This window comes from Nocardioides sp. REDSEA-S30_B4 (assembly GCF_001627265.1).
Lineage (GTDB): Bacteria > Actinomycetota > Actinomycetes > Propionibacteriales > Nocardioidaceae > Nocardioides.
The window spans coordinates 39,809-61,213 of sequence record NZ_LUPI01000054.1; the positions used below are offsets into that span (position 1 = coordinate 39,809).

General features: G+C 68.9%; 29 protein-coding genes and 1 tRNA gene. 27 read left to right on the forward strand and 3 right to left on the reverse strand.

Annotated elements, in window-relative coordinates:
• Nucleotides 1–42: 42 nt before the first annotated feature.
• The 11 genes from A6R01_RS11475 to A6R01_RS11525 all read left to right on the forward strand — a co-directional run bounded on the left by A6R01_RS11475 (nucleotide 43) and on the right by A6R01_RS11525 (nucleotide 8,354).
• Nucleotides 43–534, forward strand: a complete 492-nt coding sequence (locus A6R01_RS11475) for a hypothetical protein (protein WP_292605961.1) — start codon at nucleotides 43–45, stop codon at nucleotides 532–534.
• Nucleotides 535–596: 62 nt separating this feature from the next.
• Nucleotides 597–1,481, forward strand: a complete 885-nt coding sequence (locus A6R01_RS11480) for a P22 phage major capsid protein family protein (RefSeq protein WP_292605963.1) — start codon at nucleotides 597–599, stop codon at nucleotides 1,479–1,481.
• 7 nt (nucleotides 1,482–1,488) lie between these two features.
• On the forward strand, nucleotides 1,489–1,968 hold the full coding sequence (locus A6R01_RS11485) for a hypothetical protein (protein ID WP_292605965.1): 480 nt from the start codon (nucleotides 1,489–1,491) through the stop codon (nucleotides 1,966–1,968).
• Nucleotides 1,969–1,991: 23 nt separating this feature from the next.
• A complete protein-coding gene (locus A6R01_RS11490) occupies nucleotides 1,992–2,378 on the forward strand; it encodes a DUF6093 family protein (protein ID WP_292606035.1) in 387 nt (128 codons plus the stop codon).
• An 8-nt stretch (nucleotides 2,379–2,386) separates the two neighbouring features.
• On the forward strand, nucleotides 2,387–2,779 hold the full coding sequence (locus tag A6R01_RS11495) for a hypothetical protein (protein ID WP_292605966.1): 393 nt from the start codon (nucleotides 2,387–2,389) through the stop codon (nucleotides 2,777–2,779).
• Nucleotides 2,776–3,153 carry a hypothetical protein gene (locus A6R01_RS11500; protein WP_292605968.1) on the forward strand — a complete coding sequence of 126 codons (378 nt, stop codon included), beginning with the start codon at nucleotides 2,776–2,778 and terminating at the stop codon, nucleotides 3,151–3,153. The genes A6R01_RS11495 and A6R01_RS11500 overlap by 4 nt, the downstream gene beginning before the upstream one ends.
• 14 nt (nucleotides 3,154–3,167) lie before the next feature.
• Entirely contained in the window at nucleotides 3,168–3,377 is a 210-nt protein-coding gene (locus A6R01_RS11505; RefSeq protein WP_292605970.1) for a hypothetical protein, read from the forward strand.
• A 4-nt stretch (nucleotides 3,378–3,381) separates the two neighbouring features.
• A complete protein-coding gene (locus tag A6R01_RS11510) occupies nucleotides 3,382–3,912 on the forward strand; it encodes a hypothetical protein (RefSeq protein WP_292605972.1) in 531 nt (176 codons plus the stop codon).
• Nucleotides 3,913–3,997: 85 nt separating this feature from the next.
• Nucleotides 3,998–4,537, forward strand: a complete 540-nt coding sequence (locus tag A6R01_RS11515; protein ID WP_292605973.1) for a hypothetical protein — start codon at nucleotides 3,998–4,000, stop codon at nucleotides 4,535–4,537.
• A gap of 140 nt (nucleotides 4,538–4,677) precedes the next feature.
• Entirely contained in the window at nucleotides 4,678–4,932 is a 255-nt protein-coding gene (locus tag A6R01_RS11520) for a hypothetical protein (protein ID WP_292605975.1), read from the forward strand.
• 113 nt (nucleotides 4,933–5,045) lie between these two features.
• On the forward strand, nucleotides 5,046–8,354 hold the full coding sequence (locus A6R01_RS11525; RefSeq protein WP_292605977.1) for a hypothetical protein: 3,309 nt from the start codon (nucleotides 5,046–5,048) through the stop codon (nucleotides 8,352–8,354).
• Here A6R01_RS11525 and A6R01_RS11530 read toward each other — a convergent pair.
• Nucleotides 8,351–8,635 (reverse strand): hypothetical protein, encoded by a 285-nt coding sequence (locus A6R01_RS11530; protein ID WP_292605979.1) that lies wholly within the window; start codon nucleotides 8,633–8,635, stop codon nucleotides 8,351–8,353. The genes A6R01_RS11525 and A6R01_RS11530 overlap by 4 nt on opposite strands.
• 107 nt (nucleotides 8,636–8,742) lie before the next feature.
• Between A6R01_RS11530 and A6R01_RS11535 the strand changes: the two genes are divergently transcribed.
• The 15 genes from A6R01_RS11535 (at nucleotide 8,743) to A6R01_RS11605 (ending at nucleotide 19,115) form a co-directional block, all read left to right on the forward strand.
• Nucleotides 8,743–10,440 carry a hypothetical protein gene (locus tag A6R01_RS11535; RefSeq protein WP_292605981.1) on the forward strand — a complete coding sequence of 566 codons (1,698 nt, stop codon included), beginning with the start codon at nucleotides 8,743–8,745 and terminating at the stop codon, nucleotides 10,438–10,440.
• A gap of 49 nt (nucleotides 10,441–10,489) precedes the next feature.
• Nucleotides 10,490–11,521 (forward strand): hypothetical protein, encoded by a 1,032-nt coding sequence (locus A6R01_RS11540; protein ID WP_292605983.1) that lies wholly within the window; start codon nucleotides 10,490–10,492, stop codon nucleotides 11,519–11,521.
• Nucleotides 11,518–11,859, forward strand: coding sequence for a hypothetical protein (locus tag A6R01_RS11545; RefSeq protein WP_292605985.1), 342 nt, complete (start codon nucleotides 11,518–11,520; stop codon nucleotides 11,857–11,859). The genes A6R01_RS11540 and A6R01_RS11545 overlap by 4 nt, the downstream gene beginning before the upstream one ends.
• A complete protein-coding gene (locus tag A6R01_RS11550; protein WP_292605987.1) occupies nucleotides 11,859–12,242 on the forward strand; it encodes a hypothetical protein in 384 nt (127 codons plus the stop codon). Before A6R01_RS11545 ends, A6R01_RS11550 begins: the two co-directional genes overlap by 1 nt.
• The gene (locus A6R01_RS11555) at nucleotides 12,239–14,344 is read left to right on the forward strand and encodes a fibronectin type III domain-containing protein (RefSeq protein ID WP_292605989.1); all 2,106 of its coding nucleotides are present in this window, start codon (nucleotides 12,239–12,241) and stop codon (nucleotides 14,342–14,344) included. Before A6R01_RS11550 ends, A6R01_RS11555 begins: the two co-directional genes overlap by 4 nt.
• 77 nt (nucleotides 14,345–14,421) lie before the next feature.
• Nucleotides 14,422–14,787, forward strand: a complete 366-nt coding sequence (locus tag A6R01_RS11560) for a hypothetical protein (protein ID WP_292605991.1) — start codon at nucleotides 14,422–14,424, stop codon at nucleotides 14,785–14,787.
• A complete protein-coding gene (locus A6R01_RS11565; protein WP_292605992.1) occupies nucleotides 14,784–15,185 on the forward strand; it encodes a hypothetical protein in 402 nt (133 codons plus the stop codon). Before A6R01_RS11560 ends, A6R01_RS11565 begins: the two co-directional genes overlap by 4 nt.
• Nucleotides 15,186–15,222: 37 nt before the next feature.
• On the forward strand, nucleotides 15,223–15,543 hold the full coding sequence (locus tag A6R01_RS11570) for a helix-turn-helix domain-containing protein (RefSeq protein WP_292605994.1): 321 nt from the start codon (nucleotides 15,223–15,225) through the stop codon (nucleotides 15,541–15,543).
• Between the two features lie 143 nt (nucleotides 15,544–15,686).
• A complete protein-coding gene (locus tag A6R01_RS11575) occupies nucleotides 15,687–16,025 on the forward strand; it encodes a hypothetical protein (RefSeq protein WP_292605996.1) in 339 nt (112 codons plus the stop codon).
• A gap of 135 nt (nucleotides 16,026–16,160) precedes the next feature.
• A tRNA-Leu gene (locus A6R01_RS11580) sits at nucleotides 16,161–16,235 on the forward strand.
• A gap of 265 nt (nucleotides 16,236–16,500) precedes the next feature.
• The gene (locus A6R01_RS11585; RefSeq protein WP_292605998.1) at nucleotides 16,501–17,049 is read left to right on the forward strand and encodes a hypothetical protein; all 549 of its coding nucleotides are present in this window, start codon (nucleotides 16,501–16,503) and stop codon (nucleotides 17,047–17,049) included.
• Nucleotides 17,046–17,492: a hypothetical protein gene (locus A6R01_RS11590; RefSeq protein ID WP_292606000.1), complete on the forward strand. Its 447-nt coding sequence runs from the start codon at nucleotides 17,046–17,048 to the stop codon at nucleotides 17,490–17,492. The genes A6R01_RS11585 and A6R01_RS11590 overlap by 4 nt, the downstream gene beginning before the upstream one ends.
• Before the next feature lie 41 nt (nucleotides 17,493–17,533).
• Complete coding sequence (locus A6R01_RS11595) at nucleotides 17,534–18,202, forward strand: hypothetical protein (protein ID WP_292606002.1); 669 nt, start codon at nucleotides 17,534–17,536, stop codon at nucleotides 18,200–18,202.
• Nucleotides 18,202–18,435 (forward strand): holin, encoded by a 234-nt coding sequence (locus A6R01_RS11600; RefSeq protein ID WP_292606003.1) that lies wholly within the window; start codon nucleotides 18,202–18,204, stop codon nucleotides 18,433–18,435. Before A6R01_RS11595 ends, A6R01_RS11600 begins: the two co-directional genes overlap by 1 nt.
• 2 nt (nucleotides 18,436–18,437) lie before the next feature.
• Nucleotides 18,438–19,115, forward strand: coding sequence for a hypothetical protein (locus A6R01_RS11605; protein WP_292606006.1), 678 nt, complete (start codon nucleotides 18,438–18,440; stop codon nucleotides 19,113–19,115).
• Nucleotides 19,116–19,445: 330 nt separating this feature from the next.
• Here the strand turns inward: A6R01_RS11605 and A6R01_RS11610 are convergent, their stop codons facing one another.
• On the reverse strand, nucleotides 19,446–19,823 hold the full coding sequence (locus A6R01_RS11610; protein WP_292606008.1) for a DUF6221 family protein: 378 nt from the start codon (nucleotides 19,821–19,823) through the stop codon (nucleotides 19,446–19,448).
• Between the two features lie 130 nt (nucleotides 19,824–19,953).
• On the opposite strand from A6R01_RS11610, the gene A6R01_RS11615 reads away from it, so the two are divergent.
• Nucleotides 19,954–20,184, forward strand: coding sequence for a DUF3263 domain-containing protein (locus A6R01_RS11615; protein ID WP_292606010.1), 231 nt, complete (start codon nucleotides 19,954–19,956; stop codon nucleotides 20,182–20,184).
• Here A6R01_RS11615 and A6R01_RS11620 read toward each other — a convergent pair.
• Entirely contained in the window at nucleotides 20,135–21,325 is a 1,191-nt protein-coding gene (locus A6R01_RS11620) for a tyrosine-type recombinase/integrase (RefSeq protein ID WP_292606011.1), read from the reverse strand. The genes A6R01_RS11615 and A6R01_RS11620 overlap by 50 nt on opposite strands.
• Nucleotides 21,326–21,405: the final 80 nt, after the last annotated feature.

Consider the following 21,405-nt stretch of genomic DNA (forward strand, 5'->3'; position numbering starts at 1 on the left):
CGGTGGGCGGCAGCACCATCCCCTAGCCCCAGGAGGGCATCCATGTCCGAGCAGGACACCACGCAGGAGACCGAGGTCACCCCCGAGGAGGCCGAGGACCAGAACCCCACTGCTGAGCAGCCGGAGTCCCAGGAGGACGACGGAGACGAGGCATGGGACCCCGAGCGGGCCAAGCGCAAGATCGGCAAGGTCAACTCGGAGAACAGGGCTCTCCGCGAGCGCGCCACCAAGGCCGAACAGAAGGCCGCCAGCGTGGACGACCTCACCAAGGAGAACGGCGGCCTCAAGGCGACCGTCCTCCAGCTCGAGGTCGGCTACGAGCTGGGTCTGCCGCTCGCGATCGCTCGGCGCCTCCAGGGCGCTACCCGCGAGGAGATGCTCGCCGACGCCGAGGCGCTGGTCGAGCTCGTGGCCCCCACCAAGCGCCCGCCCTCCCAGCGCCCCACCGAGCAGTTGCGCGGTGGTGGCCAGCCGGAGCGCGAGCCCGAGGAGACGGACACGCGCAAGATCGCCGCCCGGATGTTCCAGCACTGATGCCCCCGCACGGCCCCGCCACGGGCTTGCTGCGGTCAACCCGACGACCATAGGAGGTCACCGTGGCGAACACCCTCTACACCCCGGAGCAGGCGGCGCGGTCCACCCTCGCCGCCCTGCGCTACCTGACCACACTCCCGCGCACCGTCCGCCAGGACTTCTCGCAGGACTTCGTCGCCGGTCGCGGCATGGTGGTCAACATCAAGAACCCGATCACCGCCGGCGCGGCGCGGACCTACACCCAGGCCAACCGCACCGCGCGCGACGCGATCGTGTTCGACGAGCTCGACCAGGACACCATCCCGGTCACGATGGACACGCAGGTCTACAAGGCGATCCGCCTGCCCGACGACTTCGCCACGTTCACCCTGACCAGCCTCGAGTCCGAGGTCATCCGCCCGATGGCCGAGTCGGTCGTCGACGGCGTCACCGCCCCCCTACTGACCGAGATGAACGCCGTCGCCACCGACGCGAGCATCCCGGCCCTCGCCGCGGACGGTTCCAACGCCCTCGCAGTGCTGATCGCCGCCCGTGCGGTGCTCAACGCTCGCAAGGTGCCGATGAGCGACCGCTACTTCGCCCTCACCCCCGAGGCCGAGGCCGCGTTCCTCAACGTCGAGCAGCTCCAGAAGGTCAACGAGTCCGGCACCGACGGTGTCCTGCGCGACGCCATCATCGGTCGCCTCCTGGGCTTCACGATCGTCACCGACCCCAACCTGACGACCTCGGTGGCCTACCACCGGGACGCCTTCGCCCACGTCACCCGCCCCTCGCGGGCGCCCGAGGGTGCCGGCTTCTCGGCCACCATCGCCCAGGACGGGTTCGCGCTGCGGTACCTCCAGCACTACAACCCGCTCCAGCTCGAGGACCAGGCCGTCGCCGACACCTTCGTCGGCGCGGAGACGATCAGCGCCACCCGCGCTGTCTCGGTCCCCGACCCGGTCTGATCGGAGCATGACGATGGCACTGCCCTCGCTCGCACAGGTGAGTGACCTCGCCTCGTGGGTCGGTCAGGAGATCCCTGACGCGGACCCGCGGGCGAGGGCGGTGCTGTCTGCCGCGTCGGCCCTGGTCCGCGCCCACACGGGCCAGACCTGGGTCGACGAGGCCGAAGCGCTCACCGACGTCCCCGACGTCGTCTCGGTTGTCGTGGTGCAGGTCGCGTCCCGCGTGTGGCTGAACCCTGCCGGCCTGACCTCGGTCACGGTCGACGATGCCACCCGCCGCTGGGGGGAGGCTGGCGCGACCGGCCTGTACCTCACCGAGTCGGAGAAGAACACGCTGGCCGACTACTCCGCGAGCGGCCAGCCCAGCGACCTCGGCACGGTGTCGGTGACGCGCGGGACCCTCGGCGACTCGACGATCTACGTCCCGACCGCTCCCGCCCCGTCCGGCCCGCCGTTCCCCTGGTACTCGGCGGACGACCTGCCGTGAGCGTAGATCCGTACCTCGAGCAGATGCGCGGGGATGCCGAGTCCCTGATGCTCGACACGTTCACCGCCTACGCCGCCACAACGCAGCGCGTTGACGGCCTGAATCAGACGGTGTGGGTCGAGCAGTACGAGACCCCCGGCAAGATCGCCGGCCGCTCTCGCGACAGCGACACCGACGGCCGCACGGTCCGAGTCGGCGGCGTCGACCGCCTGGTCGTCGAGGGCGGACTTCACCTTCCGATGTCGATCGACCCGCTGGACCTTCCGAAGGTCGGGTGGCAGTTCGAGTGCAGCGCAGTTGGCCCCGCTTCTGACCCGTCACTTCTGGGTCGTCGCTGGGAAGTCGTGGACGTGCCTGCAAAGTCCTACGCCACCGCGAGGCGGCTCGATGTGGTGGAGGTGACCGAGTGAAGGTCCGAGTGCTGCACACGGTCGGCGACCTGTCCGACGACCTCCGCGCCGTCACCATCCGCTCCAAGCGCGACATGCGCGACACCGTGGCGGACGGGGTCAAGGCCGGAGCTGAGATCGCCAAGGATCTCGCCCGCACCCAGAATCCTCCTGGCTCCCATGCCAAGCACTACCCCAGCAAGATCTCCTCGCGCATGTTCGCGGGGGCCGGCCTCTTCGGTAACACCTACTCCGGTGAGTACGGCCCGTTCCCGAGTGGGCAGGGTCTTCTCGGCCTCATCCTCGAGAACGGCACCCGCAATGGCAACCGTCCGCAGATGAACATGGCCCGCTCAGCGGACATCATCGGGCCTTCGTTCGCTGCCGAGGTGCGCCGGCTTCCCGACCGGTGGTTCTGGTGAGCGAGGAAGCGCACCTCGACGAGGTCAAGTCCCTCCTGACGGCCGCTGGGGCCTCGCCGCACACCCTCGGCGAACTGGCTGCGCTGACCGCCCTCCCGGCCTACTACACCGAGGTCATGGTGATGCGCCGCGAGACGGGCGCTCCCCGCCGTGGTGGTGCGGCGTCCCAGGTGACCGGCTGGCGGGTCCTGACCCGCGCTGTCGCCAAGGACTACATCAACGCGCTCGAGATGCGGCGCCGCACTTTCGCAGCCCTTCACGAGGCGGCCCTGACTGTCGACGGAGAGTCCTTCTTCGTCGAGCACGCCGTGACGGACGACCCGATCGGCCCCGATGACGGCTGGTTCTCCGGCACGTCCGAGTTCACCTACTGACCAAGGAGGGCTCCATGCCCGAGTACGTCCGCGTCACCGACACCGACACCGGCCACAAGCGGTCGGTACTCGCTTCCGAGATCCCGCACGGGAACTACCGGCGGCTCAAGGAGTCCCCGGTCGACGCCAATGGCGACCCGCTCCCCCCGGAGTTCAACGCCACCAAGCCCCTGTCGAGCACCACCGAGGGCCAGAAGGCCACCGACAACACCACCAAGGAGTAGAACGATGGCCGCACCTCTTCGCCCCGCAGCGACCAAGGCGTACCTGCGCGAGAAGTGGATCTTCGTCCCCGCGATCTCGGGTGCCGCAGGTCCGACCGTTGCCGAGGCGACCGGCGCTTCCGCGCTGGACGTCACGAACATGATCTTCGCCAGCGCCGCCCGTCCCTCGCAGTCGACCAACGTCGCGCGCACCACGCGCCGGCTCGGTGACGCGAACACCTACGAGTTCATCGGGGAGTCGCAGCTCACCCTCGGCGAGCTCCGCTACGCCTTCAACCCGCAGGGCGCTGCCCTGTCGGACGGCAAGAAGGCGTTCGAGAAGTTCCCCGAGGGCACGACCGGCTTCCTCGTGTGCCGCCTGGGCATCGACCGCGACACCGACATCGCGGCCGACCAGTTCGTCACCGTGTACCCCGTCGAGTTCGGTCCCCAGCAGGAGACCACCGAGGGTGACGCGGAGGCCGCCGAGGTCGCCATCACGCAGTCGGTCGCGATCACCGGCCCCAAGCGGATGAACACCGCCGTCCTCACCTGAGACGTCGGGGCGGGTGGGGTTCGACAGCCCGCCCGCCCCGACTCACCACCTGTCGAAGCCTGTCGATCTGTCGAGGAGTACCCGCATGACCACCATCACCCCACGAACAGCCACGGTCGCGATCTACCACGGCGACGACCTCGAGCACCTGGCAGAGCTCTACCGCGCAGCAGAGTTGGCACAGCGCCGGGCTGCTGGAACCGCTCTGCGCGTCGGCGACGACGACGCCGAGGCCCAGACGGCTCGCGATGCCTACGACGCTGCCGCCGACGAGGCAGCCGAGCGCGCGGTGATCGTGCGGCTGACCCAGGTGGGCCGCAAGGCGTTCCGCGCGCTCCTCGTCGAGCACGCCCCCCGCGAGGGCAACGAGGACGACGAGCGCGTCGGCTACAACGAGGACACGTTCCCCGAGGCCCTGCTGCTGGAGTCGGTCACCGAGCCGGAGATGAATCGGGCCAACCTGACCGCCTTCCTCGACGCCGTCTCAGACGGGGATTTCGAGAAGTTGTTCACGGCCGCGTACATGCTCAACAGGACGCCGGGTGCGGACCCAAAAGACGTGAAGTTCTCGGCCGGCACCCATTCCTCCGCCGAGACCTCGAGCTCGCCCGCTCGCTTGGGCTGACCTCTGAGGAGTGGTACCGGCTCCCCGAGGATGAGCGCGACTTCTGGGTCGCCGACTGGGAACTGGACAGGACTGCTTGCCGCCAGTGCGGACGCCCGCTCTCCGAGTGCAGTGACGCGGAGCGCGACTTCTACCCCTCGGTGCAGGTCTGCTACGCCACCATGCAGCGCGCGGCGCTCATGCGTTCATGGCGGGACATGCACGGCGGCGAGTACCACGACGGGTCATTCCGGCGCTGGTCCAAGGAGCCGAGTGAAGAGTTCCGCTTCCATCGCGACGACGGCGTGACGCTCACTGTCGCGGACTACGACGACGGCTCGTGGGACGCGCTGCTGGGGTCAGAGGCTTCTGCTGACCGCGACGAGGATGCCGAGCAGTACGAGGAACATCAGTAGTACGCCGACGATCTCGATTGGCGTCCGCGCTTCTTCGCGCTCGCCCTCGCCGCGCCACTTGCCGTCCCCGATGAACATCCCAGCACTTTACTTCCATGTCAGGGGGCTAGTCGATGGTTACTCGCCGCGAGCGCGTCGTCCTCGAACTGGAAGACAACTTCTCTCGGGGGATCGCCCAGGCTGCTGTGGCGACGAAGGCGTTCGAGCGGTCGCTGCGAGACCTCGACGGGACCTCGACGCGTTCTCGCGGGAGCATGGACGGCCTCGACGGCGAGGTTCGTCAGGTCTCGCGCTCCTCGCGCGAGGCTGACCGGTCGATCAACCAACTGACTGGCCGGCTGCGCCTGCTGACCGACGTGGCGCTGACCCTCGGGCCCGCGCTGGTCCCTCTCGGCGGCGGCGCCATCGTCGCGGTCGCGGGTCTTGCCGCGCAGTTCGGCGCGCTCGCGGGCGGTATCGGCGTCGCCATCGGCGCGCTCAACGGCGTCGGCGACGCTCTCGACGCGCTCAACGAGTACCAGCTCGAGCCGTCGGCGGAGAACCTGGCGAAGGTTCAGGAGGAGTTCGCGAAGCTCGGTCCCGCGGGCGCTGACTTCGTCGTCTTCCTCGAGTCGATCACCCCGCAGCTCCGCGAGATGCAGATGCTCGCGCGCGAGGGGTTCCTCCCTGGCTTGGCCGACGGCATCGAGGACTTCCTCGCTCGCGGCACTCAACTCAACAACATCGTGAGCGACCTCGCGGAGGCTCTGGGCGACCTGTCAGCCCGTGCCGGCGACGCCCTCGGCGGTGAACGTTTCGACGCCTTCTTCGAGTACCTCGACAACGAGGCCGGTCCACTTCTGACCGAGTTCGGCAACTCCTTGGGCTACATCGCCGAGGGCCTCGCGAACATGATGGTGGCGTTCGCGCCTGCCACCGAGGACTTCTCGTCCGGCATGGAGTCCATGACCCGATCGTTCGCCGAGTGGTCCCGCGGCTTGCAGGACAACGACTCCTTTCAGGAGTTCCTCTCCTACATTCGGCAGAACGGACCGGCCGCGGTCGACTTCCTGGGCTCGTTCGTAGACGCTCTCGCGTCGGTGGTCGAGGCGGCCGCTCCCTACGGTCAGGCCGTCCTCCCGATCCTGACGAAGGTTCTCGACGTCTTCGCCTCGATCGCTGGCACTCCGATCGGCAGTTCGCTGCTGACGGCTGCCGCGGCGTTCGTGGCGTTCAACCGTGCGGCGTCGGTCGTGACGCCGATGGTGAGCAAGCTCGGCGACGCGCTGTTCCTCACCGATCGAGCGTTCCAGCAGACTGGCAACTCGGCGACCGCAGCGGGCGGTCGGATCGGGACTGCGTTCAAGTTCGCGGGCGTCGTGGCGGGCATCATGCTCGTGAACGAGGCCGTCAACACCCTCGGCAACTCGCTCGAGAGCGCCGACCTCGCACGAAACCTTGAGGCATGGGCGCGCGGCGCCGATGTCGCCGACTTCGAGTCGGTGGGCTACGACATCGAGGTCATGGCGTCGGCACTTCGCACTGCCGAGGAGCCGCTGCTGGAGTTGACCAGCGGCTTCGGCCTGCTGGGCGACACCGCCCGCGACAAGGCGGGGAAGAACATTGAGTCGCTGGACCAGGCCCTTGCGTCGCTGGTGGAGGGCGGCAATGCCGAGATGGCGGCGGCCGCTTTCGAGCGACTGATCGCCGCGGCCGTCGAGCGGGGCGTGGATGCAGACGAGGCCGCGAGCCAGTTCGACTCCTACGCCACGGCTCTGGACAACGCCGGCTCCGAGGCTGACGAGACCGCCGTGGTTCATGGCGAACTGTCGGGCCAACTCGACACGACGACCGGGTCCCTCGACAAGATGCGAAACGCCCTCCAGTCCGCGCGCCAGGACTGGAAGGAGCAGCGGCAGGACGCGCGCAGCGTCGCCGAGACCTTCTTCAACCTCGGGGAGTCACTCAACGATGCCGAGAAGTCCCTCGGCGAGTGGCTGTCCGAGATGGAGAAGAACGCCCGCGCCCTACAGGAGTTCCAGAGCAACGCCCGCAAGGCGGCCAAGAATGGCCTCGACGAGGGCCTCATCAAGTCGCTGCGCGATGCCGGCTCCGAGGGTGCTCTGCGAATGCGGCAGCTCGCGAACGCCACAGATGACGAGATCGAGCGCGCCAATCGCGCTTGGTACAAGGGCCAGGGGGCGGTCAAGGACTTCGTCAAGGAAGTCGGTGGCGTCAAGCCGAAGTACATCACCAAGCTTGAGGCGCAGATCGACGAGGCGCTGGCCGAGATCGCCCGGCTCAAGCGCGAACTGAACATCCCTGACGAGCATGTGAACGTGTGGGTTACTCGTCGCACGGTCAACGGCGGCGGCATGGGTCCTGTGCCGGCCGGCGCCGATGGCATGACGGTGCCTGGCCCTCGCCGACCCTACGGCGACAAGGTGCTCGCTTTCATCGCTCCCGGCGAGGAAGTGATCTCCAATCGCTACGGGCAGGCCGACCGACACCGCTCGCTGCTGAAGGCGATCAACGCCAATCGCTACGCAGACGGTGGCACCGCTGGAGGGCCTCGCTTCGGCCCGAACAACCCCTTGTCCGGCATCGGCCGCGACTTCCTCTCGGCCAACGAGCTGGGTGTGCGCCTGTCGAACCTGACGCTGCGGCAGCTCGCGGCTGTGGGCGCTGACATGGAGCGCCTGGGCAAGGGTCCGCTGGCGAAGTTGGCGAAGGCGCTGGAGAAGGCCAGCGACCTGTCGGAGCAGGAACTCGAGGCCAGCAAGCGGAAGCTCGAGGCGCTGCGGGATGAGCGGGACAGCATCGCGGCCACGGTTGAGGCGCGGCTCAAGACCGCTGACCTGTTCGGCCAGGGCAACAGCGCGCAGTTCACGATGAGCCGGCCCGACAACTGGGCTGAGATGTCTGAGCAGGCGCAGGCTTCGTTCCTGCGGGCTCAGTGGTCGATCGGTCAGTCTCTCGGCTACGGGCAGACCCAATCCCCGGTCGACATCTTGCGTGCCGACTTGGCTCGCGCGCGCGAGGAGCGGGAGATGATCCAGCGCCTGCGGAAGCGCGGCCTGTCTGGCGACGCGCTCCAGTACGCGATCGAGTCCGAGGGTGGGCTGGAGGGCGCGCTGGAGTTGTCCCGCCGCGAGCTCAAGCAGTTCGAGCGGTTGTACGACAAGCGCGACCGCGTGGCCGGCGCTGTCGGCGACTTGGCTGGCAACGCTGTCCTGGGGCAGGAGATTCGCCAGCAGACCCGCGAGGTGCGTAGGCAGACCGACATCGTGCAGGCCATCCGCCAGGAGGACCGCGACACCAATCGTCGGCTCGAGCGCATCGAGAAGATTCTCGCCAAGGCGCCCCGCGAGACGGGCGACGCGGTCGGCAACGCCGTTAACGGCGCAGCCGGCCGCGGCCAGAGCCAGCGGCGACCGGGCTAGAGCATTCCGAGGTTCATCCGCAGATCAGAGTCTTCCGCGAGGTCCCTGTCGAAGACGAAGCGGATGGGTGTGGAAGCCGGAACCCACTGAACGCCGTAGCCCGGCGTCGTCGGCTGCTCACCGTCTGCGGCGGGAGCGCTGCCGAAGTAGACCCAGCAGCCACGCCGGTCCGACTGGAACGCCGCGTGCACGTCGACCAGGAAGTCGGCAAGCAACTGGTCGTCATCGAAGTCGATGGAAGCGCTTCCAAGACCCGGAGAACCGAAGACCACTTTCGCCATGCAAGGAGCGTGCCACATGATCGCGACTTTGGGCCGGGTCGATGGCTGAGACATATGGGCTGGAGTTCGGCGACCTGAACTGGTCCCCGTGGGCTCAGATCGGCGAGGTGCAGGTGCGGGTCTACGGCCTGCGCCGCGGTCGCCCCGTTCCGGTGACTTCGGTGGTGGACTCGCTGATTCAGGACGGCTCGTTCGAGCGGCTGGATCGGCACGACAACCGCGAGCAGCAGGTCATCCTCGCGATCGAGTCGTCTGACTCCCTGGCGCTGGCCGAGTACGAGGCCGCGATGTTCCTGGAGGCGCAGAAGCCGCGCAACGAGTTGCGGTGGACCCCGCCGGACGGGTTCGGCGCAACGGGCGTGTTCGACGTGCTGTGGGCCGACCTGGAGTTCCTCGACACCGACATGTGGGATCTCGAGGAGGTCCAGCTCGGGCGCCGCAACTACCTGCTGACGTTCCGCTGCCTCCCCTTCGCCCGCTCGGTCGACCCGTTCACGGTCACCGGCGTCACCTCGACGGGCACGACGACGACCACGATCAACGACGCCACGTCGGCGACCGGCTGGTCTGCTGTGGGCGGCACGTTCGGACAGTCGGGTAGCGAGGTCGCCGTCGAGGTCGAGGCTGGCACCTTCGTGGACACGGGGTCGCTGATCTATGCGCCTGCGTCGCCGGTCGATATGACCAGTCGGCCCTATCTGCGGGTGACGTGGCGCCCCGACGGCCTGTACGCCAACGACCCGGGGCCGACGGTGTTCGCTGACGGGGTGTCTCTGGCGCGCCTGGCGACCGAGTGGCTCCCGTCCGGCAAGGCCGTGTCGACGTTCGCGTGCCCGGATGCGTCGGTGGATGTGTTCCGGATCAAGTCGCCGCGTATGGCTGCGATCGTGGGAACGTCGACGACCGGGTCGTTCAAGGTCGACAAGCTCGAGAAGTCCGACGTCGCACCGACCACGACGACGCTGCGGCAGAAGGTGACGGCGGTCAACGTGCCGGGCTCGGCTCGCACACCGGTGTCGCTGTCGCTGTCGCACGAGACCGACGCGCTGGGCGACGTACTGATCTACACCTCCCCCGCGCTGGCCGCTGGGTACGTTCCTGCCCTGTCGCCGTTCGCGACCTCGTCGGGCAGCACGGAGGCTGGCAACGTGTCGGGGCGGAAGTGGACCAACTTGGTCACCTTCGATGTTCCGGCTGCGATGCTGCCGCGGGGCTCGTTCCAGCTGGTGGTGCGGTCGCTGTCGGGGTCGGCGATCGGTCGCACCGTGTTCACCTCGACAGCGAACACGCGTCTCAACGGCGTGACCCAGGCGCCGACCTTGACGGAGGTGGTGTCGGTTCCGCGGACCTCGAACACGGCCTACCGGTACGTCAACCTCGGCTCGTTCGAGCTGCCCCCCGCGTCGGTCCCTGAGACCTCCAGCGCCCTGGTGCGGGTCACCATCGACACGGATTCCAGCGAGACGATCGACGAGGCGTGGCTGTTCTACCTCCCCGACGATGAGTCCGCGCACGTGTCGCAGATCCAGTGCGGCACGGGCACACCGTCGGCCGGCGGCCCTGCCAGCCGGGTGTGGCTCGACTCGCCGTCAGTCGAGAGGGAGTACCCGGCGGCCTACATCGGGACCGCGGAGGACCGCGCCGACGCAGTGTCGCCCTCTGGCGTGCCTTCGAACTGGGACGAGCACCGGATGGTTGCGGGCGAGAACCTCGTGTTCGCGGTGACCCCCGGCGCCCTAGACGCTCTGGTGAGCGTCACCGGCTACGCGGCCTGGCACACCCACCCGGCCGACCCGGCGGCCTGAGATGGCGCGGCTCAGGGTCGGGGGACAGCTGCTCCACGAGTTCACTCGCGTGAGCGGGCTGCGGTGGCGTCACGGCATCGATGGTGGCTGTCTGAGCGCGGAGTGGACTGTGTCGCGGCGCCCGTCGTCGATGACGCACCCAGCGTTCAAGCGGGGCGCGCTCGTCGAGGTCTTCCACGGCCTACAGCGGGTGTGGGTCGGCCGGCTCTCGGAGCCGGGCGACGACACCTCGCAGCTCTACGCAACGGGCCTGCTGGCTCAGGCAGACGGCTACATGGCGTTCGACGGGACCGCGGTGACCGACGACGTGGACGACGCGTTGACGTATGCGACGGCGAACGGGCTGTCGTTGACCTACCTGGGCGACGCGCCCGCGAACGTGGTGCCGGCCGAGGAGCCGCAGAAGCTCGGTGCGTTGATCGCGATGCACGCCACCGCGAACAGTGTCCGTGCGACGGTGCGTGCGGATGGGATCCTGCGGTGGGAGGCCGACCCGACCACCCCGACGCTGGCGATCCTGCCTGGTGTGGGCGTGCTGGGGCGGGCCGACGAGGACTTCGCGACCCGCGTCCAGTGCCGCTACATCTCCAGCGTCGCCGGCACGCCTCCGGTACCTGACGGGTATGCGGTGGCGGAGAAGATCAACGCCGACGCCGAGGCGGTCTACGACAGGTCAACGCTGTACGTCGACATCACCGACCGCGGCCTGTTGACGGCCACGGAGGCGGGCTGGATCGCGCAGGGCATCCTCGACAAGTTCGGCGCCCGCCTGTCGTTCACGAGTGGGGTGACGGTGAACAGTCGCCAGCTCGTGACGGTCGGTGGTGGCCGGGTGGCGCTCCAGACGATCCGTGCGGGTCAGATGGTGCGATTCCTGGGCGCTCGGACGCCGTCGAGCTTCGCTGGCGGCGCGTTCGACGTGGTGATCGGCTCGACGGACTACACCGACGGCTCGGGCGAGATCACGCTGAACCCGTTGGGTCTGGTGCCTCGCACGTTGGCCGACATCATCGCGTCGGTGCCCACGATCCACACGGCGCTGAACCCGATGCCTGGCGCTGGGGCGGTGCAGGCCGCATGAGCGCGGTGGTGATCTCGGGGCCGTTCGTGCGGTCGGTGAACGTGGACATCGTCAACGCCGCTGGCCTGACCGAGGTCGCGTGCGTGCGGATCGACCGTGACGGCGTGTGGTTCGCCGAGCCCCTGACCGGCGCCGACGAGTTCGCGGTCCGCGAGTGGCTCTCCAGCCGCGACGACGCCGACCTCGCCTGGCGTGCCGCGTTCCGGGCGATCGCCTCGACCACCGAGGCGGGCGAGCTGGTCAACGGCTTCGAGATCCTGCGCGCCGGCATCCTCGGCGACCCGCTGCCCGAGCCGGTCTACGCGCCAGCCACACCCGACCCGCCACAGGAGGCGTGATGAAGACAGTGAGGATCGTCCTGACCAGGGGCGGCACCTTCGAGGGCGGCTTCGACCTGATCGACGAGGGCGGCTACCCGCTGGACTCCTCGTGGACGGGCCGGCTCGAGGTGCGGGACCGGATCGGCGGGACGCTGCTGTTCACCTTCGCCGACTCGGGCGCGGACGGGACGCTGACGATCGACGACTACGGCCACTGCCTGCTCGAGCTGCCGTCGTCGGTGACCGAGGGCATCCCGGCGACCGCTGACTCGCTGGGCAACAACTCCCGCGTCTATCTGGGCGGGCTCGAGGTGTGGCAGGCCGCCGCGCCGACCAACAGGTACACCGTCAACGACCTGCCGATGCGGGTCTTCGTGCGTCCGGAGGTAGTCACGGGATGAGTGAAGTCATCAAGGTCAATGGTCTGAACCTGACCCGCGAGGTGCAGGCGGCCCAGACTGCCGTCACCGACGCTGAGGCTGCGCAGACCGCTGCCGAGACCGCCCGGGCCGGCGCCGAGGCTGCCGAGACCGGAGCCGTCGCTGCGAAGACCGGCGCTGAGACTGCTCGAGACGAGGCCGTGGCGATCGTGATCGCCGACGCTGACGAGGCGATGGCGACTGCCATCGAGACCCCCGGTAGCCAGACGGCTTCCGCTCTTTCGGCCTCGATTGCCCCGCGGGTGTTGGACCAGTTGGAACTCGTGCCGACATGGATCAAGGGCGACTCGTGGTCCGGCGGAGGCGGCTCGACGCGCGACGGCACGCTGTTCTGCGACCGGGTGGTCGCCCGCAATCGGATGCTGTTGGTCTCCAAGATCATGCAGTCCGGCAAGCGTGCCGACGAGATCCTCGCCAGCATCGAGTCCACCTGGACGCCGAACGTCACCGGCCTGGTCCTCATCGCCGACGTGATGCTCAACGATGTCAACCAGTTCTCCGCCGACGACACCAACGGGCGCCGCACCACCAAGGAGGCGCTGCGTTCCATCCTGGCGAACCTGTCCGCCTGGTCGGTGCAGGGCACCGGATCGGCGTCGCTGTTCTACGGCCCCGGCTGGACCAGTGGCACCAGCGACGGCACCGCAGGTCGCTACGTTGATGTCGCTTGGACCGGCCCCGAGGCGTTCATCCGCATCGGATGTGTCACCGGTTCCGGTGCGACCGTCACGATCACCGACACCTCCACGGGCGCCACTGTCGCCACGTTCTCCACCGGCAACTTCCGCACCGCCTTCAATGGCGTGGTCCGGCTGTCGGGCTACAGCGCGGGCTCTCACACGGTGCGCGTGTCCGTCTCGGCCGCCGCCACCGTCGCCGGAGTCATCGTCCCGATGCCCGCGCCCCCGCTGATCGTGTGGAACAAGCCCGGTGACGTCAAGGACGCCCCCTATCAGGCCCGCCTGGACGGCTACCGCGCCGACTGCTCGGCCGTGGCCGATGGCTTCGCCAACGTGGTGCAGGTCGACGTGGACGAGGACTGGGACCCGGCGACCATGCTGCTGCCCGACCTGCTGCACCTCAACGACCTCGGCAACCTCTACACCGCCAACCGCGTGCAGACCGAACTCGTCGCCCGCCTCGGCGACGGGTTCGAGCAGGGAGTCAACGCGGTCACCCGACTCGACGCAGGCACCTACATCCCACCGACCCCGGCGTACACCACAGGCTCAGCCACCGCGCCCAGCCAGGTCACCGGCCTCGGCGCGACCGGCGGCCAGGGACAGGCCATCTTGACCTGGACTCGCGCCACCGACGGCGGGGCCACCCTGACCGGCTACTCCGTGCAGTACCGCGTCAGCGGTTCCGGCACCTGGCTCGACGCCCCCGACGCTGCCGCGAGCGCCACTGGAGCCACCATTACCGGCCTGAGCGCCAACACCTACGAGTTCCGAGTGGCCGCCAAGAACCCCGTCGGGACCGGCACCTATTCCTCGACCGCATCTGCCGTCGTCGCTGCCCCTCCGACCGTCCATGCGGCAGACGACTTCAACCGCAGCGACGGCCCGGTCGGCTCAACCAGCGTCGGCTCACTGGCCTGGGCCGCGCAGGGCGGCTCCTGGGCCATCGCCAGCAACAAGTTGTCTATGACCACGGTCTCCGGCTCCCAGCAGGTGCTCCTCGTCAACACCGGCCAGACCGACGGCACCGTGCAGGCGACGATGAGCGTCTTCCAGAACACCGGCGTCTGTATCGCCTTCAACAGCGCGGGCACCCAGGGATACCTCGTCTACTCCGACTCCTCGGGGCGAGTGACCCTCGTCAAGCAGACCGCCTCCGGGGCCTACACCACTCTCGCTCAGAGCGCGACGGGTGTAGCGCAGGCTGGCGACGCCATCGCCATCGTGAAGAACGGTTCCTCGCTCGCCGTCAAGCGCAACGGCACCCAGATCCTCACCGCCACCGACTCGGCCTACTCGGGCACCTACAGCGGCGTGTTCAACATCAGCGCCGTCCACGCGCAGGCGTGGGACGACTGGTCGCACAGCAACGCCACGTCGTAGGACACCCCTACGGACGGGAAAGACTGTCATCGTGAAGGCACCTTTACAGGATCGTCAAGCGGTGCTTTCATGGTCCTGTGAACGTAGACGAACTGCTCGCACAGCGAGCCACGGTGGCCGAGTTCGCCGCCGCTCTCGACTTCCCTGAGCAAGTCCTCGCGGACTTCCTGGCCGAGAGCGACGAGCAGCCCGACGAAGACGGGCGCTTCCCGGTCGTCGTCCTGTCCGACGCAGTGGGGTCCATCCAGACCGACCTCTTGGACGAGCTGGTCGCCGCACACGAGAACGTGCAGGCCCACAGTGACTACCTGCGGCAGGCGAAGCACGACCTCCAACGGCTGGTGCGCGAGTCCCTGACCGGCGGCCTCTCGGCGGCGGACGTGTCTGGGGCGCTCGGGGTCTCCCGGGCGCGGGTCTACCAGATGAGGGACGGCAAGCGATGAGCCAGCAGCAAGAGACCGAGGATGGGTGGAGCCCCTTGGATGTGCGCGAACTGGATCGCATCGCTGAGGCGGTCGCCAGCGCGGACGGTGAGGACTTCAACGAGTACACGGCGCCGCGCTACCGGAGTCTCGCGCGGGCGGCGGTTCACGCTGCATCGGCTTGCATCTCCGACCGGATGACCAATCTCCCGCAGGGTGGCCGACACACCCGAGCGGGATGGACTGTCGCCGTCCTCGACAACATCGGGGACGCCGAGGTCGACGCTGACGATCCGGTCCTTCCGCCCGCAGCGCCGCACCACCACGCGGCGGGCGTGGCGTGCTTCCCCGCGTGCCCCGGATGGTCTACGCCAGCCCCGGACGGACGCGGCTATACGCCCGCAACGCCGTCAAGCTGACGGCACCTTTTCCCGAACGTCGGGATACCGTGCCCGGGTGCCACAGAAGCGAGGCATCCCCAGACCCCAGGACGTCGAGCGCATCCGCCACGCCCTGGAGATGAAGAAGCTCGCCGAGTGGGAGCTCACCCAGGCCGTCATCGAGGCCATGCGTCACGGCGGCTCCATCCGCGAGATCTCCCGCGAGACTGGGATCAGCGACTCCACCATCCTCCGGTGGCGCAAGGGCCAGGGACTCCCCACCCACGACGACCTGATCGTCGCACCCGCCCGTGAAGCACGTGAGCGGCTGTACGCCGCCTACCCCGGACTCCGCGACGCCTTCGAGGCCCTGCGGGAGCGGCGCGAAGCCGACTGATCCACCCGTCGGCATCTACCGACGGCACCCGTCCTGAACCTGTGTGGACGGGAAAGCGTGGCGATCATCGCCGCGCCTCGTAGCCCTGGCGACGGCCGCTAGGGACATACCCGCGACCGTCCGATCGGGTCTACGGTGCACGGGTGCCGCAGACCAAGCACCCACCCAGGCCGGAGGACGTGGAGCGCATCCACGCCGCCCAGGAGGCGCTGCGGGCCGCCGAGGAGGAGCTCAAGACGGCCGTGGCCGAGGCGCTCAAGCGCGGGGGCTCGATCGCGGAGACTGCGAAGGCCGCCGGCCTGTCGACCAACACCGTGCAGCGGTGGGGTCGGGAGCGCGGGTGGCCGACCAAGGCGCAGCGCGAGGAGTGGGACCGGCCGCGGCGTGAGCGCGAGGAGCTGTACGAGAAGCTCGGGCTCACCGAGGCCGTCCGTCTGCTCTCGGAGCAGGGGCTGGACGTGAAGCCACGGCGCGAGCCGTAGCGACAGCCGCCACGCATCGCGTAGTCTCGGAGGGCGTCGGGCCCGGTGGTCAGGTCAGGTTGGTGTTCCTTCAGCAGACTCCGGTCGTGGTCAGGTGACAGCGTGGCAGCTTCACTCCCCCGGCCCGACGCTCAAGCTCTCGTAGCCCAATCTGGTAGAGGCGCCGGGCTCAAGCCCCGGTAGTTGATGGTTCGAGTCCATCCGGGAGTACCTGTACGCCGGGCCTGACCTGCGGAAACAGGCGATCCACGCCTGACCTGTACGCCAGGGTCTGAACGCCTGGCCGCGAGCCCTGGCAGCCCGCCATTTACCTGTGTGGACGGGAATGGGTTGAGCCTCATCCCCACGATCTGACGCCCCGACCCACCGCTGCGGGTCACACAGCGGGGCGTCGAAACGCTGCCTGCCGCGCCCTCTCTACTCCCGGTCGGGGCGCGGCAGGTGGCATCCCCCACGACTCCCGCAAGGAGCCCCCATGTCCGACTCACGCGACGAACTAGTCAAGGCGCTCGTCGACCTCGAGATCCAAGCCGACCAACTCGTGCAGGAGAACCGTGAGGCCGGCAGCCTGTTCGTGTGGGCGCAGCAGAACCGCCTCGGGCTGCTGTGGACCCACGGCGTCGGAGCCGTCGCGGTCGGACTGCTGATGCTGTTCACCGGAGCCGCCTACAACGTCGAGGCCACCCTCGGACTCTGGACCCGCACCGCGTTCGCTGCGAGTGGGTTGATCGGCGGCGCACTCCTGATCTGCGGCCTCACCCGCCGCCCGCGCTCCATCCCCGCCGAGGCTGCCGGGCTCATCGTGCTCATGCTGTGGGACCTCGCCATCGCGGTCTCCTTCGTCTTCGTGCTCGCCGACAATCCGCCGGCGTTCGCGTGGCCCTGGCAGCACATCCCCCAGGAGTCCGCGCGCCCCTACCCGGTGGCTGTCTACGGCGTGCTGTTCGTCCTGCTCGGCGTCCACGCATGGACCCTGCGCGGCCTGTTCAAGCTCGGCCGCACGACACGAAGGGGCGCCGCATGAGTCCCCTGTGGCTGACCCTGACCAGCCTCCTGAGCATCCTGCTCGGTGCCGGCGGCGTCCTGGCGTGGGTGAAGTTCTTCCGCTCCGAGGCCCACGTCGCCGACGCCGGGATCGTCGACACCATCGCCTCGGCCAAGCTCAAGGAAGCCCAGGCCACCGAGGTCATCGCCGAGGCGTTCACCAACACCCTGTCATCGGTGCGGCAACTCGCCGAGGACCGCGCCAAGGAGAACACCGCCCTGCGCATCGACCTGTCGGAGGCGCAGAAGGAGATCGTCGGGCTCAAGACCGACGTGGACGGCCTGCGTCGCCAGCTCGGCGACGTCCTGCACTTCCTCTCCGACCGCGGCGAGCACGGCGAATGGGACGAGCAGGCACTCGACGCCGCCCGCCAGCACGACCCCGCGTTCCCCGCTTGGCCGCCCGCTCCCCCCGGCCCCTGACCATCCGACGCCGCCTCGCGCGGCTGATTGCAGGAGGCACCATGACGCTGCCCACCTACACCGTGTGGTTCCGCGGCTACCCGGCCTGCCCCTGCCTCGCTGAGTGGCTGCCGGTCTACGAGGCCGAACTGCAACGCCTCGGCGTGCTGAGCGGGTCGCTGCGGATCTACCAGCTCATCGGCGGTGCCAGCGCGTCGGCCGGGACGCATTCCAACGGCGGGGCGTTCGACATCTCCGACCTCGTCGGCGACCTCGACGTCTGGATCGCCCGACAGATGGGCGCCGACGCCACCTGGGCACGCACCGCCGCGCAGGGCTTCACGCCCCACCTGCACGGCGTCCTCACCGGCTGCCCACACAACGCCCCCGCCCGCTACCAGATCGACGCCGTGCGCTCTGGCGGCAACGGCCTCGGCTCCGGTGGCCTTGGCGGCGTCGACGACGGACCCCGCCCACTCTCCGGCCGCACCTGGCGGCAGGGCATCGAGTGGGCCAAGCAACGCCAGGAGGACGACATGACCCAGTACGCCGACCAACTCGACGGCATCGACAAGAAGCTCGACGCGCTGCTCAAGGGCCAGGACAAGGCCCGCCGTCAGAACGCCGCCATCCGCGGCAAGGTCACCAAGCTCGTGCAGAAGGGGTCCGCCACCCGCGCCGACCTCGCCGAACTGCTGGCCGCCATCGACAACGACACCGAGGAGTCCTGATGTTCACTCGCGCCTTCTGGTCCGCCGCCCTCGAGCGGGCCATCAAGACCGCCGCCCAGTCCGCCGTGCTCGTCATCGGTGCCGACCAGTTCGACGCCCTGGCCGTGTCGTGGCCCGAGGTCGGCGGGTTCGCGCTCGGCGGGTTCGTGCTGTCGGTCCTCACCAGCGTCGGCTCCGATGCCATCAGCAGCAAGGACGGCCCGTCGCTGACCAACAGCGAGCACCTGGGCTGACCATGCCCACCCTGACCACGCTGCTGTGGAACGCGCACGCCAACAGCGCCACCCAGCAGCGCCGCGTCGTGCAGTGGGTCGACCGCTGGGTGTCCGACAACGATGTTCAGCGGATCGTGCTGCTCGAGGCCAAGGGCGCGCGTCCGGCTCTGCGTGAGTGGGCGCGCACCAACGGCTTCCGGCTCTACCAAGAGCGCGGCAGCCGACTGCGCGCCGACGAGCGCGGAGACACCGCCGTGCTGATCCGACGGCGCGGCAAGGGCGCGATCAAGGTCAAGCGCCAGTGGACCGCCGTCATGGACCGCGCGTGGGTCGTCGTCTCGCACAACGTCTGGCACCGGCCGCGACGACACCGCCGCCTCGTGCTCGACGTCGCCGGCAAGCGAGTCCGCACCAGCGCCGAACACTGGCCCACCCGCACACGCCCCAACGCCGCCGCCTGGGCCGAGTCCTACGACTCCGCGCTCAAGTTCCTGCGACGCCCCGGCCTCGCGCTCGTCGACGGCGACCTCAACGCCGACTACCACGCTGCCGCACGCCTCGCTGACGAGGTGGGCGGCAGGGTCAAGGGCGAGCGTCCCGACTGGTGCATCCTCAACCAGCGGCGCCGCATCAACGTGATCGAGCTCGGCGAAGGTGGCTCCGACCACTGCGCGCTGCTGGTGACCGTCGTGCTCTGAGGCTTATGACCGGCCCACATCAGGCCACAGGCTTACGCCCCCGCTCTGCTACGGCAGGGCGGGGGCGTTCTGTGTTGTCAGGGCTGGTCGGGCGGAATGACGCGGACCAAGTGCTCCTCGAAGGTGGGCAGGGTGTCCCACGATTCCCAGCCGCACCCGGTGCATGTATCCAGCGAGTCGGGGCCGTTACTCACTCGGCGGTGCGCTTCTTTCTCGGTCGTCACTTGTCCTCCCAGCAGGGCCGCACGTCGGGCCAGTAGACGGTTACGTCGGCGTCCAGAGCGAACGTCGGACGGTCCTCCCACTTCCGGTCTTTCTCGGTCGACTCGCTCACAGCGCCCACCCCGCGTCGAAGTCCTCGTGGTCGGCGTACACCGATGCGAGGGCTCGGAGGGTTGGGCAGGGCCAGATCGTGGGGTACTCGTCAGGCACTCCGCAGGCCGCGCAGTAGTCCGCATTCTTGTCCGGCCACTGATACCCGACGTGGAGCGCGTGCTCCTCCACCACCCGGCGCTTGGCCTCGACCTCGCGGAGGATGCGGGCGGAACTTGCGAGGACCGTCCGCTGCAACTCTCCGTAGACGTCCTCGGGCGCGTGCTTCCAGCGGTGGCCCGTCATGGCGTCGGCACCCGCCTCACGCGCTGCCGCCTCGTCCTCCGCGAGCCTTGCCAGGAGGAAGGCGATGGTCACAGTCGTAGTCTTGCTCATGGTGGCTCCTTTCAGCCGCCGTCGCCCCTCGTCACCCTGGCCGGTGGCGGGGGGCTCTATGTGTTGAGGGTACTCCTGTCCACCGACAGTGGGCGGTCACAATGTCGGCGCTCCCTGCTTGGCTCGACCCATGCTCGTCAAGGACCACATGCGCCTCCGCCTCGCCGGCACGCCCTACCGCTACCCGGCCCAGCGCGAGACCGACGCACTCGAGCAGCTCGGCGAGAACGCCACGACGTTCTGGCTGCGCGTCGACAGGCTCCTCGACGACCCCGAAGCGGTGGCCTTCTACCCGCAGATCGTGGGGCGGCTCAGGAGGTTGCGGGAGGCGCGGGCAGCGGCGCGGCGGCGGGTGGGGTGACGACCTCGCCCTGCACCACGTCCAGTGACGCCGACGGGTTCAGCAACGCCTCGAGGTTCCGCGCGGACTCGTCGCTCATGCCATCGATCATGCGTCCGTAGACGTTGATCGTCGTCCTGATGTCCTCGTGTCCGATGCGCCGCTGGATCTCCACGAGGTCGAATCCCGCGGCGTGACAGAGGGCGACGTGCGTGTGCCGCAGCCAGTACGGCGTCGGCTTGCGGTCCGCCAGGCCCGCAGCCTTCACGATCGGCTCCCAGGCGTTGCGCCGGAACGCGGTCGGGTTCCACGCCTTGCTGGTGTGCGGGTTCGGGAACAGCAGGTCCGTGGGCGCCTTGCCGATGACGCGCTGCGCCAACTTCGACGCCGCTGGCTCGAGGACCCGGATGCGCCGCGCCGCCGCCTCCGTCTTGCCGCCCTCGACCACGCCCTCGCTGCGACGGAAGACCCGGCGCATGGTCAGGAACGTCCCCGCCTGCGTCACCTCGACGTCGCCGACCTGTGGTGCCAGCACCTCCCCGAGTCGCCACCCGGTTCCTGCCATCAGCGCCACCACATCTCCGGCGTCGCGGTTGTCCGTGGCTTCGGCGGCTCGCAGGAGGGCGTGCAGCTCGGGGACACTCAGCCCACGCAGCGCCGCCTTCTTCTTCTTCGGCAGCTCCGTCTCCTTGCATGGGTTGTGCGTGACGTAGCCGCGCGACTTGGCTGACGCCCATCGGTACAGCCCGTGTAGGAGCGCGTGCCGGCCGCCGACCGTCTTGGCCCCCAACTTCGGCGCGAGCACCTTGTCGACCCAGTGCTGCACGTCCCGCTCGGTCACGTTCTCCGCGACCCGCTGCCCGAACGTCGGCTCGATCCACTTCTCGTACTGCCGGACGTAGTCGCGGTGGGCCTCGACCGTCATGTCCCGGCGCTTCCACTCCAGCCACTCGCGCGCCAGGTCGTCTACCGTGCGGGCCGCTGTCTTCTCGGCGCGGGTCAGCTCGAGCGCGCCATCCCCTCCGACGGCCTCCACGAGCTTGCGGAACCGCTCGGCTGCCTTGCGGTCGGCGAACGTCTTCGAGGTCTGTCGGTCGCCCCGCTGGAACAGCACGGCGTAGGTGGTCCCACGCGGACCTGACCGCTCTCGGATGCTCGCCATGATCACTCCTGACAGCCGGATTCGGCCCCTCTCGGACGATTGGAAACGACCGGAAGCGTCCCACGACCATTGACGAGAGT

What these genes read in the sequence shown, in the direction of transcription:
- A6R01_RS11475 (WP_292605961.1), top strand. Translation starts at nt 43, where the DNA reads ATGTCCGAGCAGGACACCACGCAGGAGACCGAGGTCACCCCCGAGGAG.
- A6R01_RS11485 (WP_292605965.1), top strand. Translation starts at nt 1,489, where the DNA reads ATGACGATGGCACTGCCCTCGCTCGCACAGGTGAGTGACCTCGCCTCG.
- A6R01_RS11490 (WP_292606035.1), top strand. Translation starts at nt 1,992, where the DNA reads ATGCGCGGGGATGCCGAGTCCCTGATGCTCGACACGTTCACCGCCTAC.
- A6R01_RS11505 (WP_292605970.1), top strand. Translation starts at nt 3,168, where the DNA reads ATGCCCGAGTACGTCCGCGTCACCGACACCGACACCGGCCACAAGCGG.
- A6R01_RS11510 (WP_292605972.1), top strand. Translation starts at nt 3,382, where the DNA reads ATGGCCGCACCTCTTCGCCCCGCAGCGACCAAGGCGTACCTGCGCGAG.
- A6R01_RS11515 (WP_292605973.1), top strand. Translation starts at nt 3,998, where the DNA reads ATGACCACCATCACCCCACGAACAGCCACGGTCGCGATCTACCACGGC.
- A6R01_RS11525 (WP_292605977.1), top strand. Translation starts at nt 5,046, where the DNA reads ATGGTTACTCGCCGCGAGCGCGTCGTCCTCGAACTGGAAGACAACTTC.
- A6R01_RS11530 (WP_292605979.1), bottom strand. Translation starts at nt 8,635, where the DNA reads ATGGCGAAAGTGGTCTTCGGTTCTCCGGGTCTTGGAAGCGCTTCCATC.
- A6R01_RS11545 (WP_292605985.1), top strand. Translation starts at nt 11,518, where the DNA reads ATGAGCGCGGTGGTGATCTCGGGGCCGTTCGTGCGGTCGGTGAACGTG.
- A6R01_RS11550 (WP_292605987.1), top strand. Translation starts at nt 11,859, where the DNA reads ATGAAGACAGTGAGGATCGTCCTGACCAGGGGCGGCACCTTCGAGGGC.
- A6R01_RS11555 (WP_292605989.1), top strand. Translation starts at nt 12,239, where the DNA reads ATGAGTGAAGTCATCAAGGTCAATGGTCTGAACCTGACCCGCGAGGTG.
- A6R01_RS11565 (WP_292605992.1), top strand. Translation starts at nt 14,784, where the DNA reads ATGAGCCAGCAGCAAGAGACCGAGGATGGGTGGAGCCCCTTGGATGTG.
- A6R01_RS11585 (WP_292605998.1), top strand. Translation starts at nt 16,501, where the DNA reads ATGTCCGACTCACGCGACGAACTAGTCAAGGCGCTCGTCGACCTCGAG.
- A6R01_RS11590 (WP_292606000.1), top strand. Translation starts at nt 17,046, where the DNA reads ATGAGTCCCCTGTGGCTGACCCTGACCAGCCTCCTGAGCATCCTGCTC.
- A6R01_RS11595 (WP_292606002.1), top strand. Translation starts at nt 17,534, where the DNA reads ATGACGCTGCCCACCTACACCGTGTGGTTCCGCGGCTACCCGGCCTGC.
- A6R01_RS11600 (WP_292606003.1), top strand. Translation starts at nt 18,202, where the DNA reads ATGTTCACTCGCGCCTTCTGGTCCGCCGCCCTCGAGCGGGCCATCAAG.
- A6R01_RS11605 (WP_292606006.1), top strand. Translation starts at nt 18,438, where the DNA reads ATGCCCACCCTGACCACGCTGCTGTGGAACGCGCACGCCAACAGCGCC.
- A6R01_RS11610 (WP_292606008.1), bottom strand. Translation starts at nt 19,823, where the DNA reads ATGAGCAAGACTACGACTGTGACCATCGCCTTCCTCCTGGCAAGGCTC.
- A6R01_RS11615 (WP_292606010.1), top strand. Translation starts at nt 19,954, where the DNA reads ATGCTCGTCAAGGACCACATGCGCCTCCGCCTCGCCGGCACGCCCTAC.
- A6R01_RS11620 (WP_292606011.1), bottom strand. Translation starts at nt 21,325, where the DNA reads ATGGCGAGCATCCGAGAGCGGTCAGGTCCGCGTGGGACCACCTACGCC.